The following is a 12,658-nucleotide window of genomic DNA, read 5'->3' on the forward strand; positions in this document are numbered from 1 at the left end:
GAGCCTCAAGGAGCATGACGACAGACACGACGACCGCTCACCTTCCGCGCGCCATCACGGAGCCCGTCCTCACCGAACTGCGCACGGCGGACGACGCGGGACGCGCCCTCACCGCCGTCACCGACCCCGAGGGCGGCGCCCCGCTCCGCTGCTGTCTGCGGCGCAGCGCACCCGGGGAGCGGATCGCCCTGGTCTCCTACGCGCCCCTGCGGCGGTGGGCGGCCGAGAGCGGGGCCACGCCGGGGGCGTACGACGAGCGGGGGCCGGTGTTCATCCACGCCGAGCCGTGCGGCGGGCCGGAGTCCGAGGGGCTCGCCTTCACCCGGGCCCACCGGGTCCTGCGGCGCTACTCCCACGACGGGCGGATTCTCGGCGGTCGGCTGGTGACCCCGCCGGAGGACTTCGCGGCCGCCCTGACCGAGGCCTTCACCGACCCCGAGGTGGCACTCGTGCACGTCAGGGCGGTGGAGTACGGCTGCTTCCTGTACGAGGTGCGCAGGCCGTAGGGGGTGTGCGTCGGGGGCGCGCGACGACAGCCACGCGCCCCCGACACGGTGCGGGTCAGCCCTTCAGCTCCGCCGCCACCAGCTCCGCGATCTGCACCGCGTTCAGCGCGGCGCCCTTGCGGAGGTTGTCGTTGGAGATGAAGAGGGCGAGACCGTGGTCCACCGTCTCGTCGGCGCGGATGCGGCCGACGTACGACGGGTCCTGGCCGGCCGCCTGGAGCGGGGTCGGGATGTCGGAGAGGGCGACGCCCGGGGCCCCGGCCAGCAGCTCGGTGGCGCGCTCCGGGGAGATCGGGCGGGCGAAGCGGGCGTTGACCTGGAGGGAGTGGCCGGAGAAGACCGGGACGCGGACACAGGTGCCGGAGACCTTCAGGTCCGGGATCTCCAGGATCTTGCGGGACTCGTGGCGGAGCTTCTGCTCCTCGTCGGTCTCGTTCAGACCGTCGTCCACGATCGAGCCCGCGAGCGGCAGCACGTTGAAGGCGATCGGGCGCTTGTAGACCTGCGGCTCGGGGAAGTCGACCGCGCCGCCGTCGTGGGTCAGCTTGTCGGCGTCGGCCACGACCTTCTGCGCCTGGCCGTGCAGCTCCGCGACGCCCGCGAGGCCCGAGCCGGACACCGCCTGGTAGGTCGCGACGACCAGCGCCTCCAGGCCGGCCTCCGCGTGCAGCACCTTCAGGACCGGCATCGCGGCCATCGTGGTGCAGTTCGGGTTGGCGATGATGCCCTTGGGGCGGTCCGCGATCGCGTGCGGGTTCACCTCGGAGACGACCAGCGGCACCTCCGGGTCCTTGCGCCACGCCGAGGAGTTGTCGATCACCACGGCGCCCTGCGAGGCGACCTTCTCGGCCAGCGCCTTCGAGGTCGAGCCGCCCGCCGAGAAGATGACGATGTCCAGACCGGAGTAGTCGGCGGTCGCCGCGTCCTCCACCGTCACGCCGTCGAGTACGGTCCCGGCCGAGCGGGCGGAGGCGAACAGACGCAGCTCGGTGACCGGGAACTCCCGCTCCCCGAGGATCCTGCGCACGACCGTGCCGACCTGACCGGTGGCTCCGACGATTCCGACCCTCACGGCGACTCCCTTGGTTCTGGCTGACTCTTGCTGCTGTGCCACATCGTTGACCGGGGCTTTTCCATCATGCGTCCGACCCCGGCCCCTCTGTCCAATCCTTTGCCCGGCTTCGCCCGGCCTGTCCGAGAGATGGGACAGGAACACCGGGGCGGGCGGTTCCCGCCGACCCTGCCCGCGACCGCCCCGGCCACACGGCGCTGTGACGTACACCTCGGACTGTGACGTACACCTCGGAAGTGACGGACGCCTCCACGGGCGCGGCCGAACGTTTCCGGTCCCTTCCGCGTCGTAGGGGCGACGGGAGAGGGGGTGGCCGGTGCTGCGCGGAAGAGCGCGCCGCGCCCAGGGGGCGTACGCCGGTGCGGAGGGCGCCGGGGACGACCCGCTGGACGCGGCCCAGGAACGCCGGGTGCGGGCGGTGCTCGCGCTCGGCGGGGTGCCGCAGTCGGACCTGCCGGACGGGGTGCAGCAGGTACGGCTGCGGCTCCTGGAGCGGGCCGCGAACGGGCAGGAGGCGCCCCGGGACGTCTCGGCGTGGGCGGCGGTCGTCGCCTCCAACCTGGCCATGGACTGGCATCGCGCCAAGCGCCGCCAGGAACGCCTGGGGGAGCGCCTGGTCGCCCTGCGCGGGCCCGAACAGCTTCCCTCGGGCGAGGAGACCAGCCTGCTCTCCCTCGCCGTCGCCCGGGGCCTGGACGAGCTGCCGGACGCCCAGCGCCAGGTGCTCGTGCTGCGCTTCTACGCCGACCTGCCGGTGCGCTCGATCGCCGACCAGCTCGGCGTCCCGGAGGGGACGGTCAAGAGCAGGCTGCACACGGCGGTACGGGCTCTGCGCGCCCAACTGCACGAGGACGAGGTGGTGTGACATGACCGCCGGACACGAGGACACCTCGGACACCGAGGGCACGGCGGCCCACGGGAGTGGCCTGGACGCGCTGATGGCCGCGATCACCGGCGAGGAGCCGCCCGAGGTCTCCCGCCGGGACGCCCGATTCCGGCGCGAGCACCGCGCCGCCGAGGCGGACGTGGCCGTACTGCGCCGGGAGCTGACCCGGATCGCGGAGGCGCTGACCGGGGAGGAGGCGCCGGACGCGGTGGCACCGGACGCGGCGGTCGCGCAGGCCGCTCCGGCCGGGCCACCCCGCCACCGCCGGCGCCTGCGCACCGCCCTCCTCGCGCTCGCCGCCTCCGCAGCCGTCGGTCTGTTCGGCGCCGGCGTCTCCTGGCTGGGGGCCCACAACGCCGGAGGCGGTGCGAGCGCGGACTCCGCCGCCTCGGGCGCCAAGCTCACCCCGGAGGGAGTGATCGCCTGCGCCGGCACCGTCGCCGAGGGCACGGTCGAGCGGGTCGAACAGGCAGGTCCCCAGGGGGTGTTCACGGTCGTGCTGAAGGTGGACCGCTCCTACAAGCCACCGCGGACCCGCGACCCCGAGCTGACGTTCACCGTCCACGACCCCGCCGCCCCCCGCTACTACCGCGCCGGCGTCCGGATGCTCGTCGTCGTCCCCCGCTCCGCCGCCGAGGACCCGCAGACCTTCCGCGCGGGCGACCCGCCCCCCGAGAGGGACGGCTCCCGGGACGACCTGGCCTGGGGTCGCGCCTGGGTGACCGGGGCGCTGCCGGGGGCACGCCATCTGTCGTGCCCGGGCGGAGGCTGAGCGGGCGGCGGCCGGCCACCCGGCCACCCGGCCGCCGAGCACGCCGGAGGGGCGGGCACCGAAGAAGTGCCCGCCCCTCCACTCACGTCATCTCACGGCACCCCCGTTACGGCGTGACCGAGCCGATCTTCACACTGCCGCTGCCCGCGACCGTGCCGTGCGCGTTCACCAGCCGGACCCGGCCGAAGAACTCACGCCCGGCCGGCGGCTCGGCGTTGGCCGTGACCTGGCCGGTGACGGTGGCCGAGGCGCCGGTGGCCAGCTTGACCGGGGCGTCCGGGACCGTCACGGTGCCGAGGGTCGGGGAGAAGAACACGTCCCGGTAGTCGTACTCGGTCGTACCCGAGGGCACCGCATAGCCGACGACCTTGATCGTGTACGTGCCGGCGGCCGGGGCCGGCAGCGAGACCGCCTCCTCCGAGTCACCGTCGGCGGACTGGGCGACCTGCTTGCCGCTCGCGTCGTAGACGGTCAGGTCCAGGTCGGCGGACTGGTCGGAGACGTTGCCGATGGCCACGTCCAGGGACTCGGCGCCCTCCGGGACCGTCACGGTGGTGGTCCGGGTCTCGCCCTCCTTCAGCGAGGGGCGGGACGACTCCGAGGAGCCCAGGGGACCGCCGACGAGCTTGCCGTCCAGGGCGGCGTACGTGTTGGTGACCTTCCAGGAGGCGGCGGCGGGGACGCCCGCCTTGGCCTCGGGCACCGTCACGGTCTCCGGGTCGAAGACCGCGCCGAGGACGGAGACGTCCAGCTTGTAGGGGTTGTCGAGGAGCGGCGAGGTGCGCCGGGCCTCGACCTCGACCTCCCAGACGCCGGGCTGCGGGTCGGCGTAGGAGCGCACGTCGGGCTTGCAGCCGTTGCCGTCGAGGTAGTTGTTGTAGCAGTACGGCGTGCTGGTGTTGTCCACCGGAGTGCCGTACGGGTGGATCGCGATGAACCGGGTCTGGCTGCCCGCCTTCAGGCCGCCGATCGCGACCTCCAGCGCCTTGGCGCCCTGGGGGACGGTCAGGAAGTAGGAGCGGGTGCTGTTGCGCTGTACCGAGCCGGTGAGGGAGCGGGTGGCGTCCACCGGGCTCGCCACCACGACCGTGCTGAGGATCTGCTTGTCGACGCCCTCGGTGAACGGGTCGTCCACGTCGAGGATCGCGCTCTTGAGCCCGGCCGACCTCGGGGCCGCCTGCACCTTGACGGTGACCGGCTGGTTCAGCGGGAGCCGCACCAGCGGGCTGCCGAGGACGCGGAAGGTGTGCTCCGGGTCGTTGACGAAGCGCAGCGCGTGCCAGACCGCGCGGTCCGGGCCGGAGGTGCGGGTGACCGTGACGTCGTACGTCTTGCGCTGGCCGCTCTTCAGACCGCCCTCGCGGTCGTAGATGCCGGTGCCGAAGCCCGGGGTCTTCAGGGCGTCGTCGAGCGCGGTGTCGACGGGGGCCTTGACCGTGTACTCGTGCGCGGCGGCGCCGTCGCGGATGGAGTCCCAGGCGTCCACGACGTCGATCAGGCCCGCGCCCTCCTCGTACGCCTGCGCGCCCTTGATGTGGTGCGCGGTGGAGGTGAGAGCGGTGCGCAGCACGGCCGGGGTGAGCGTGACGTGCTTCTGCTTGGCGGCGCTGAGCAGCAGCGCGCTCGCGCCCGCGGCCTGCGGGGAGGCCATCGAGGTGCCCTGGAGCATCGAGTACCCGGCGGGCAGGGTGTAGCCCGCCTCGGCGACCGGGGAGCCGGGCAGCCAGGTCTGGGTGGTGTTGATCGCGGCGCCGGGCGCGGTCAGGGTCGGTGTGAAGCCGCCGTCCTCACGCGGGCCGCGCGAGGAGAAGGGCATCAGGGCGTACGGGCTCGTCACCGCCGAGCCGTAGTTCGCGGCCCAGGTCTCCTTGGAGATGGCCGCGCCGACCGAGATCACCTTGTCCGCGAGACCGGGGTCGCCGATGGTGTTGGCGCCGGGGCCCGAGTTGCCCGCCGAGATGACGAGCTGGACGCCGTAGTCGTCGATGAGCCGCGTGTACAGCGCGGCGCGCGCGTTGGCGCCGTCGTTCAGCGCGGGCAGACCGCCGATGGACATGTTGACGATGTCCACACCCCGCTTGGTCACCAGGTCGATCATGCCCTCGGTGAGCGCGATGTTGGTGCAGCCGCCGGACCAGGTGCAGGCGCGCGAGGAGACGATCTTCGCGCCGGGGGCGGCGCCGTTCATCTTCCCGCCGAACAGGCCGTTGGCGGCGGTGATGCCCGCGACATGGGTGCCGTGCTCGGACTCGATCACGCCGATGTTGACGTAGTCGGCCGTGGCGCCCGAGGAGTTGTAGACCACGTCCTTGCGGATCTCGACCACGAACGGGATGCGCTCGACGACGTCCGTCTTCGGGTCGTCGGTACCGAAGTAACCGATCTGGTAGCCGTCCTTGTACGGCTTCATCGGCGCGTTGTCCGTGAAGTCCTGGTCGTCGTCGGTGTCGACGCGGACCGTGCCGGTGGCCGGGTCGTACAGCACGCCCCAGGCGTCGGTGGTGTCACCGTCGCGGTTGAGGTCGCCCTTCATGTCGCCGCCGGTGGTGGCGGACTCGTACAGGTAGTTGAACTTGTAGGAGCCCTCCGGCGCCTTGAAGGTCTCGGCGCTGCCGCCGGCCGGGGTGACCGAGAAGGAGGGGCCGGAGACGGCCGCGGTCATCCGCCGCCAGGTGCCGTCGCCGTCGCTCACCGGGTCGGTCGCGGTGACCCAGTCGACGATCTTGCGCTCACCGGTGGTGGTCTTCTGCAGCGCCGGGTGGCCGAGGTCCACGCCCGAGTCGAGGATGCCGATGGTGACACCCCGGCCGTCGGCCTTGGGGTGCTCCTTGACGAAGTCGACGGCGCCGGTCTCGAAGGACGGGTTGTACGGGTTCCTCGCCGGGGTGTTGCCGTTCGGTGCCGGGTAAGTGGTGGCGGCAGGACCGGACTTGGCTCCCTTGGCGGTGTCCGCGCCCGGGGCCGGGTCGTCCAGCGGGATCTCCCGGCGCAGGTCGATCGCCTGCACCGAGGAGAGCTTGGCGGCGGCGGCGATGGCCGAAGTCGCCTTGGCCGTGGGGACGGTGGCGCGGACGTAGCCGACCTTGTCGTAGGTGCGGCCCACGGTGCCGCCGTTCACCGCGTCCAGCTCGTCGGCGACCCGCTCGGTCTGCCCGGGTGCGGTCGCGATCATCATCGTGACGTTCTTGACGCCCTCGGCGCGGGCGTCGGCGAGCAGTGCCGCGTCGTCCGAACCGAGCTTGTCGTGAGCGGACTTGGGCTCGGCCGCGGTGGCCGGGGCGGACGGCGCGTCGGCGGCGAGGGCGAGCGGCAGGGGCCCGGCGGCGCAGAGCGCGGCGACCACGCCCACGGTGAAGGCCGTACGGGCCAGCCGTCTCGGACCGGGTATCGGATCGCGCTCGGGGGTGTGGGTCATCGGCATCCCTTGTGAGTGAGGAGTCCTGTGCCGGACGAGCGCACAGCCTTTCCCAAGGGACCGTATTTTTGGGTTCGTTGACCGAATCGATATCGATGTATGGGGAAAACCCGCGATGGAGCGGAGCGATTAGGGTCGCGTCACCCACGGAATGCGACCGACTTCCCTCCCATCGGCTCTTCTCCCCGTGACTCCCTTTCCAGGGTGCTCAGTTCTCCTTGGTGCGGGCGTAATGCCGGTGCGCCTTCGCGCGGTTGCCGCACACCGCCATGGAGCACCAGCGCCGGGTGCCGTTGCGGGAGGTGTCGAAGAAGCGCAGCACGCAACTCTCGTGCGCGCAGACCCGGATGCGATCGGGGGCGCGTGCGATCAGATGCAGGTAGTTCCGGGCGGCCAGCCAGGCCGGTCCCCAGGACGGGTCCGTGAACTCCGGTTCCTCGGCCGGTCCTGCGGGGGTCAGCCGGATGCGGACGCGCCCGTGGGCGAGCAGCGCGTCCACGAGCGGCGCGCCCCGCTCGGGCGGCCCGTCCACCGCGACCGCCAGCGCCTTGCGCGCCTCGCGCAGACGCAGCAGCGTGCGCTCGTCGGCCGGGTACGCCCGTGCGAGCCCGTTGGAGGCGAGCCACACCGCGAGGCCGTCCGTGCCGTCGAGCAGGTCCCGGGGGGCGCCGTCGTTGTTCCACCGGCTGTTGAGCAGGTCGAGCGCGAGCGGCTCGCCGGTGAGCGGGCGGGGGTCGGGCGTCGCGGGCATGGAAACTCCTCTCACTAACCACTCAAGCGTAGATGACCGGTTGACGCGGGCGAATCTAACCTTCTAACGTTTATGACGAAGGTTAGACATGCTCGGCTGGACGGCCCCCGCCGCCCGGCTCGAAAGGGGCAGCCATGACTCTGCGCACCGGCCATACCGGCCTGAACGTCACCGACCTCGACCGCTCGCTCGCCTTCTACCGCGACACGCTGGGTCTCGTACCGCTCGCCGAGAGCGAGCGCGACGGACGGCGGTACGCGTTCCTCGGCTCCGGCGAGGGAGAGGGCCCCGTCCTCACCCTCTGGCAGCAGGCCGCCGGGCCGTACGACAGCGGGCGCGCCGGGCTGCACCACCTCGCCTTCGAGGCGGAGTCGATGGACCGGGTCCGGGAGTACGAGTCGGCGCTCAGGGCCGCCGGAGCCGAGTTCGCCCACGCCTCGGTGGTCGCCCACCGGGAGGGCTCCGCCTCGGGCGGGATCTTCTTCCACGACCCCGACGGCACCCGCCTGGAGATCTACGCCGAGAAGGGCGCCGAGGACGCCCCCGCACCGGACGACTCCGCTCCGGCCTGCGGTTTCTTCTAGCCATGGGCGCCCACAGCGTGTACCACGCGGGCTCGCGCGCCGTGCAGGACCGGGCGGGCGAGCGCGAGCGCGCCGACCACGTCGGCCGCTCCCTCGGCCAGGACGTCAAGCCGGTCGCCGCCGCCTTCCTCGGCCTCCAGCCCCTGCTGATCGTGGGGGCCGCCGACCCCGGCACGGGACGGGTGTGGGCCTCCGCGCTCTCCGGCGAGCCCGGCTTCGTCCGCGCCACCGGCCCACGCCGGATGTCCGTCACCCCGGGCCTGCTCCCGGGCGACCCGCTCACGGCGGCCCTCACCACCCCCGGCACCGCCGTCGGCACCATCGCCCTCGACCCGCGCACCCGCCGCCGGATGCGTCTGAACGGCCGACTCCGGCCCACGGAACAGGGGTTCGCGGTGGCGGCGGACCAGGTGTTCTCCAACTGCCCCAAGTACATCCAGCGCAGGGAGACGTACGAGCGGGTGGAGCGAAGCGACCACGAGGTCCCCGTACGGCGCGACCGACTCGGCCCGGAAGCCGCAGAGTTCGTGACAGCCGCCGACACCTTCTTCCTCGCCACCGTCCACCCCGGCGGCGCCGACGCCAGCCACCGGGGCGGCAACCCCGGCTTCGTACGGGTGGACTCACCCCGCGAGCTGAGCTGGCGGGACTACCCGGGCAACGCCATGTTCCTCACCCTCGGCAACCTCAGCGCCGACCCGCGTGCCGGACTGCTCTTCCTGGACTGGGAGACCGGCACCACGCTCCAGCTCACCGGCGAGGCGCGCACCGAGTTCGGCGCGGACGGCGAGCGCACCGTCCGCTTCGCCGTCACCGAGGCGATCACCGCCCCGGCTGCCGTCCCGTTGCGCTGGAGCGCGCCCGAGTATTCCCCGGCCAATCCGGAGCCACCGCGCTAACGTCCCCCCATGCGAAGGAAGTCGAGGGTGGCGGCCTACGCCGTGTGCGTCCGGGACGGACAGCTCCTGCTCGCCCGTTCACCCGCCCCGGACGGCACCCCCGAGTGGGTGCTGCCCGGCGGCGGCACGGAGTTCGGCGAGGACCCCTACGACACCGTGCGCCGCGAGGTCACGGAGGAGACCGGCTACCGCATCGAGGTGACCGCGCTCCTCGGCGTGGACTCCCTCCGCCTGACCCTCTCCGACCGTCTCCTCGGCCGCGCCACCGACCACCACGGGCTGCGGCTCGTCTACGCCGGGCGCGTCACCGGCGGCGAACTCCGCAACGAGGTGAACGGCTCCACCGACCTCGCCGCCTGGCACGACCTCACCGCCGTCCCCGCCCTGACCCGGGTGCCCCTCATCGACACGGCCCTGCGACTGTGGCGCGAGCGGCCGCCGACGGGACATCTGGCCGCCGGGTCGGGCAGCCGGGAAACGGAGGCGGCCGGATAGCTCCGGCCGAGTGCGCCGAGCCCCGGCCGAGCGGCACCTTCCCCCCGCGGTGAACACCGGGTGACTCACCCCCGGCGCCCCGCCGAAAGGCGCGTGACCAGCGCCGACACGGTGACATGCGGCGTAGGCCGATCGGCGGCCGGTGTTGCCACGGCGTTCACCCCCGTTTCACCCCCGATGCCAAGCATCCGGAACGAGCGGGCCGTTCGCCTCGGCGGCGGCCCGCGACGACCGCCGACGCATCCGGGGAGACCGCGCATGTCGCGCACACGCTCTGCCGCCCGCCCCGCACAGGGCCTCCACCGCCGTTCCCTCCTCGCCGCCGCCGGAGCCCTCACGCTCTCCGCCGGCCTCGGCTACGCCCTGCGCCCCACCGAGAGCGAAGCCGCCACCGCCCTTCCCGCCCCCACCCTCACCCCCAGCGCCACGACGACGCCCACGCCCTCGCCCACGCCCGTCGCCCCGTACACCGAGGGCACCACCCTCGACTCGGTCGCCACTCCGCACGGCTCCGGCTCCGGCTACCGCCGCCTCGGCGACGGACCCGGCTGGCCCCGGGTGGTGCGCACCGAGCTGGCCGCCGCCAAGTCCGGGCGCGCGGACCGCCGTACCTCACTCGCCGCGTTCGTGCAGTTCACCGACCTGCACCTGACCGACGTCCAGCACCCGCTGCGCCTGGAGTTCCTGCGCGCGTCCGACCCGCACGCCTGGCGCCCGCAGGAGGCGCTGACCGTGCCCGGTGCCGTCTCCCTGGTCGAGCGGGTCAACGCGCTGCGCGCGGGCCCCGTCACCGGCACCCCGTTCGGCTTCGTCATGACCACCGGGGACAACACCGACAACAACGCGCACACCGAACTCGACTGGTTCATGAAGGTGATGAGCGGCGGCCGCATCACCCCGAACTCCGGCGACCCCCGGCACTACGAGGGCGTGCAGAACTCCGGGCTCGGGCTCTACTGGCAGCCCGGCTCCACCGTCCGCGACGGCGACAAGGCGCTCGGCTTCCCGCGCCTGCCCGGATTCCTGGCCGCCGCGATCCGCGAGGTCCGCAGCCCCGGCCTCGCGATGCCCTGGTACTCCACCGTCGGCAACCACGACTTCCTGCCCACCGGCTGCTACGGCTCCCACGCCGACCCCTACCTGATGGACGCCGCCGTCGGCGGCCGCAAGCTGATGACCGCCACCCGTGCCGAGGCCAGGAAGTTCCAGGCCGCCTTCAAGGGCGCCCAGGACCCCGAGGGCACCGGCTACCGCGACTTCCTCAGGGCCCACACCCGCACCATGCGCACGGTCACCCCCGACGAGCGGCGCGCCCCGTACACCCCGGCCGAGTACGTCAAGGCCCACCTCGACCCCGCCCACCAGGGCCACGGCCCGGCAGGACACGGCTACACGGCCGCCAACCTCGACGCGGGCACCCAGTACTACGCGTTCCGCATCGCCGAGGGCGTGCTCGGCATCAGCCTCGACACCACCGACCCCGGCGGCTTCTACGAGGGCTCGATCGGCACCGCCCAGCTCACGTGGCTCAAGCGCACGCTCACCGAGCACACGGACGACCACGTGATCGTCTTCAGCCACCACACCAGCACCAGCATGACCAACACCCGCCCCGACCCGGCCCGCCCCGGCGAACGCCGCCACGAAGGCGCCGAACTGGTCTCGGTGCTCGGTGCCCACCCCCACGTCCTCGCCTGGATCAACGGGCACGTCCACAAGAACGTCGTCACCCCGCACCCCGCCGCGCACGGCGGCTCCTTCTGGGAGATCTCCACCGCCTCCCACATCGACCACCCCCACCTCGCCCGGATCATCGAACTGACGGACAACGGCGACGGCACGCTCTCGCTGTTCACCACCCTCGTGGAGGCCGCGGCCCCGCACCGCACCGACTTCGCCGACCTCTCCCGGACCGGCCTCGCCGCCCTCTACCGCGAGCTGTCCTTCAACGCCCCCGGCGCCCACACGACCCTCGCCGGGAAGAGCACCGACCGCAACACCGAACTGCTGCTGACGAAGCCCTGACCCGCGCCAGGAGGGTCCGTCCGAGCCCCCGGCGGACCCTCCCGCCTCCCGGCCCGTGACGCCGTCCCGCCCGTCACTGGCGGGGGAGCACCACGACGTACGCGGCCGGATCGCGGTCGCCCGCCGCCATCAGGGCGGTACGGACCACTGCCGCCTGCTGCTCCGGCGACTCCCGCAGCCTGCGCGGGGTGAGGTGCACGACAGTGATCCCGAGCCGCTCCAGGTGCTCCCGCTTGCGCGCGTACTCCGCCCACCGCTCGTCCTCGTCCTGGTGCGGGGCCCGGGTGTCCAGCTCCATCGCCACCGCCTGCTCGGGCCAGTAGGCGTCCACCCCGCCCAGATGGGGACCGCCGGGCAGCCGCAGGTCCACGTTCCACACCGGGTCGGGCAGCCCGTGCTCGCCCACCAGCCGGTACAGCCGGTCCTCGGCCGCCGCCCGCCCCTCGGCCACCAGCGACTCCACCGCGTCCACCACGTACGACCGCGACAGCAGCCGCGCCTGGTTCAACTCCCGCACCAGCGGGGTCGGTTCGCAGTGCCCCTCGCGCACCGCCTCGGTCAGCAGCCGCCGTACCGTGTCCGCGTCCGTCAGCCGGGCCACCGCGTCGGCCAGCGCGCGCCGCACCGGCGCCACCGGCAGCCCGGAGACCGCGTGCGCGGAGGGCAGCTCCGCCGTGCGCCGCACCCGGACGTAACCCGCCGAGCGCAGCCGCCGCAGCCTCGGGACCAGGACGTCCACCCGGTCCAGGGCAGCGAGCGGCGGGGCGGTGGCGAAACCGTACAGGGCCAGCGCTGCCAGACCGGTGATCATCGCCTCCGGGTAGGGCGAGCGGTGCGGGCCGTGTGCCGTCGGCTGGGCCGGGACCCCCGGGGCCGACTCGCGCGAGGCGTAGAGCAGGGCGCCGTGCAGGCGCTCCTCGCTGGTGGGGTCACCGGCGTGGAGCAGCACGACGTTCGGCAGCAGCAGCCGCCAGGGGCCCTCGTCCCGGCAGCGGTCGTTCAGCTCGGCCGTCGTCACGCCGTGCGAACGCAGCTGGGCCGCCGACAGCACACGGCGGTGGACCTCGGAGAGGTGGCGGAGGGGGCGGGGGGAGAGCGGGGTGTTGTGCGTCATGTCCAACGGAATGCCCGACCCCCGTCCCGCCTGTAACCCGTGTTACACGCTCGTCGAGAAATGCGGACAACACGGCACTAAAGGACGGGTGTTCGGATGCCGAGTAGGCAGCGAAAACCCCTGGTCCGTTCGGGGGAGG

General features: G+C 73.2%; 11 protein-coding genes. 7 read left to right on the forward strand and 4 right to left on the reverse strand.

The window, feature by feature from the left end; genetic code table 11:
• Positions 1 to 14: 14 nt before the first annotated feature.
• Complete coding sequence (locus ACWEEU_RS26605; protein WP_385749768.1) at positions 15 to 506, forward strand: DUF1203 domain-containing protein; 492 nt, start codon at positions 15 to 17, stop codon at positions 504 to 506.
• A gap of 55 nt (positions 507 to 561) precedes the next feature.
• On the opposite strand, the gene ACWEEU_RS26610 is transcribed toward ACWEEU_RS26605, so the two are convergent.
• Positions 562 to 1,578, reverse strand: coding sequence for an aspartate-semialdehyde dehydrogenase (locus ACWEEU_RS26610; protein ID WP_385751494.1), 1,017 nt, complete (start codon positions 1,576 to 1,578; stop codon positions 562 to 564).
• Positions 1,579 to 1,894: 316 nt separating this feature from the next.
• Here ACWEEU_RS26610 and ACWEEU_RS26615 point away from each other — a divergent pair, with 316 nt between their 5' ends.
• On the forward strand, positions 1,895 to 2,443 hold the full coding sequence (locus ACWEEU_RS26615; RefSeq protein WP_385751492.1) for a sigma-70 family RNA polymerase sigma factor: 549 nt from the start codon (positions 1,895 to 1,897) through the stop codon (positions 2,441 to 2,443).
• 1 nt (position 2,444) lies between these two features.
• A complete protein-coding gene (locus tag ACWEEU_RS26620; protein ID WP_451735450.1) occupies positions 2,445 to 3,236 on the forward strand; it encodes a hypothetical protein in 792 nt (263 codons plus the stop codon).
• 106 nt (positions 3,237 to 3,342) lie between these two features.
• Here ACWEEU_RS26620 and ACWEEU_RS26625 read toward each other — a convergent pair whose 3' ends face one another.
• Together ACWEEU_RS26625 and ACWEEU_RS26630 are read right to left on the reverse strand one after the other, a co-directional pair.
• The gene (locus tag ACWEEU_RS26625) at positions 3,343 to 6,651 is read right to left on the reverse strand and encodes a S8 family serine peptidase (protein WP_451735453.1); all 3,309 of its coding nucleotides are present in this window, start codon (positions 6,649 to 6,651) and stop codon (positions 3,343 to 3,345) included.
• 208 nt (positions 6,652 to 6,859) lie between these two features.
• On the reverse strand, positions 6,860 to 7,402 hold the full coding sequence (locus ACWEEU_RS26630; protein ID WP_451735455.1) for a CGNR zinc finger domain-containing protein: 543 nt from the start codon (positions 7,400 to 7,402) through the stop codon (positions 6,860 to 6,862).
• A 134-nt stretch (positions 7,403 to 7,536) separates the two neighbouring features.
• Between ACWEEU_RS26630 and ACWEEU_RS26635 the strand changes: the two genes are divergently transcribed.
• From ACWEEU_RS26635 to ACWEEU_RS26650, 4 genes are all read left to right on the forward strand, one after another.
• On the forward strand, positions 7,537 to 7,986 hold the full coding sequence (locus ACWEEU_RS26635) for a VOC family protein (RefSeq protein ID WP_451735458.1): 450 nt from the start codon (positions 7,537 to 7,539) through the stop codon (positions 7,984 to 7,986).
• 2 nt (positions 7,987 to 7,988) lie between these two features.
• Positions 7,989 to 8,885 (forward strand): pyridoxamine 5'-phosphate oxidase family protein, encoded by an 897-nt coding sequence (locus tag ACWEEU_RS26640; protein ID WP_385747311.1) that lies wholly within the window; start codon positions 7,989 to 7,991, stop codon positions 8,883 to 8,885.
• Positions 8,886 to 8,894: 9 nt separating this feature from the next.
• Positions 8,895 to 9,380 carry an NUDIX hydrolase gene (locus ACWEEU_RS26645; protein WP_385747313.1) on the forward strand — a complete coding sequence of 162 codons (486 nt, stop codon included), beginning with the start codon at positions 8,895 to 8,897 and terminating at the stop codon, positions 9,378 to 9,380.
• A 258-nt stretch (positions 9,381 to 9,638) separates the two neighbouring features.
• Positions 9,639 to 11,405 (forward strand): TIGR03767 family metallophosphoesterase, encoded by a 1,767-nt coding sequence (locus ACWEEU_RS26650; RefSeq protein ID WP_451735462.1) that lies wholly within the window; start codon positions 9,639 to 9,641, stop codon positions 11,403 to 11,405.
• Between the two features lie 73 nt (positions 11,406 to 11,478).
• Here the strand turns inward: ACWEEU_RS26650 and ACWEEU_RS26655 are convergent, their stop codons facing one another.
• Positions 11,479 to 12,519 carry a hypothetical protein gene (locus ACWEEU_RS26655; protein ID WP_451735465.1) on the reverse strand — a complete coding sequence of 347 codons (1,041 nt, stop codon included), beginning with the start codon at positions 12,517 to 12,519 and terminating at the stop codon, positions 11,479 to 11,481.
• Positions 12,520 to 12,658: the final 139 nt, after the last annotated feature.

Source organism: Streptomyces sp. NPDC005004, from assembly GCF_053600675.1.

Excerpts from the sequence above, each read along its gene's own strand:
- ACWEEU_RS26605 (WP_385749768.1), top strand. The coding sequence starts at position 15 with ATGACGACAGACACGACGACCGCTCACCTTCCGCGCGCCATCACGGAG.
- ACWEEU_RS26620 (WP_451735450.1), top strand. The coding sequence starts at position 2,445 with ATGACCGCCGGACACGAGGACACCTCGGACACCGAGGGCACGGCGGCC.
- ACWEEU_RS26625 (WP_451735453.1), bottom strand. The coding sequence starts at position 6,651 with ATGACCCACACCCCCGAGCGCGATCCGATACCCGGTCCGAGACGGCTG.
- ACWEEU_RS26630 (WP_451735455.1), bottom strand. The coding sequence starts at position 7,402 with ATGCCCGCGACGCCCGACCCCCGCCCGCTCACCGGCGAGCCGCTCGCG.
- ACWEEU_RS26635 (WP_451735458.1), top strand. The coding sequence starts at position 7,537 with ATGACTCTGCGCACCGGCCATACCGGCCTGAACGTCACCGACCTCGAC.
- ACWEEU_RS26640 (WP_385747311.1), top strand. The coding sequence starts at position 7,989 with ATGGGCGCCCACAGCGTGTACCACGCGGGCTCGCGCGCCGTGCAGGAC.
- ACWEEU_RS26645 (WP_385747313.1), top strand. The coding sequence starts at position 8,895 with ATGCGAAGGAAGTCGAGGGTGGCGGCCTACGCCGTGTGCGTCCGGGAC.
- ACWEEU_RS26650 (WP_451735462.1), top strand. The coding sequence starts at position 9,639 with ATGTCGCGCACACGCTCTGCCGCCCGCCCCGCACAGGGCCTCCACCGC.
- ACWEEU_RS26655 (WP_451735465.1), bottom strand. The coding sequence starts at position 12,519 with ATGACGCACAACACCCCGCTCTCCCCCCGCCCCCTCCGCCACCTCTCC.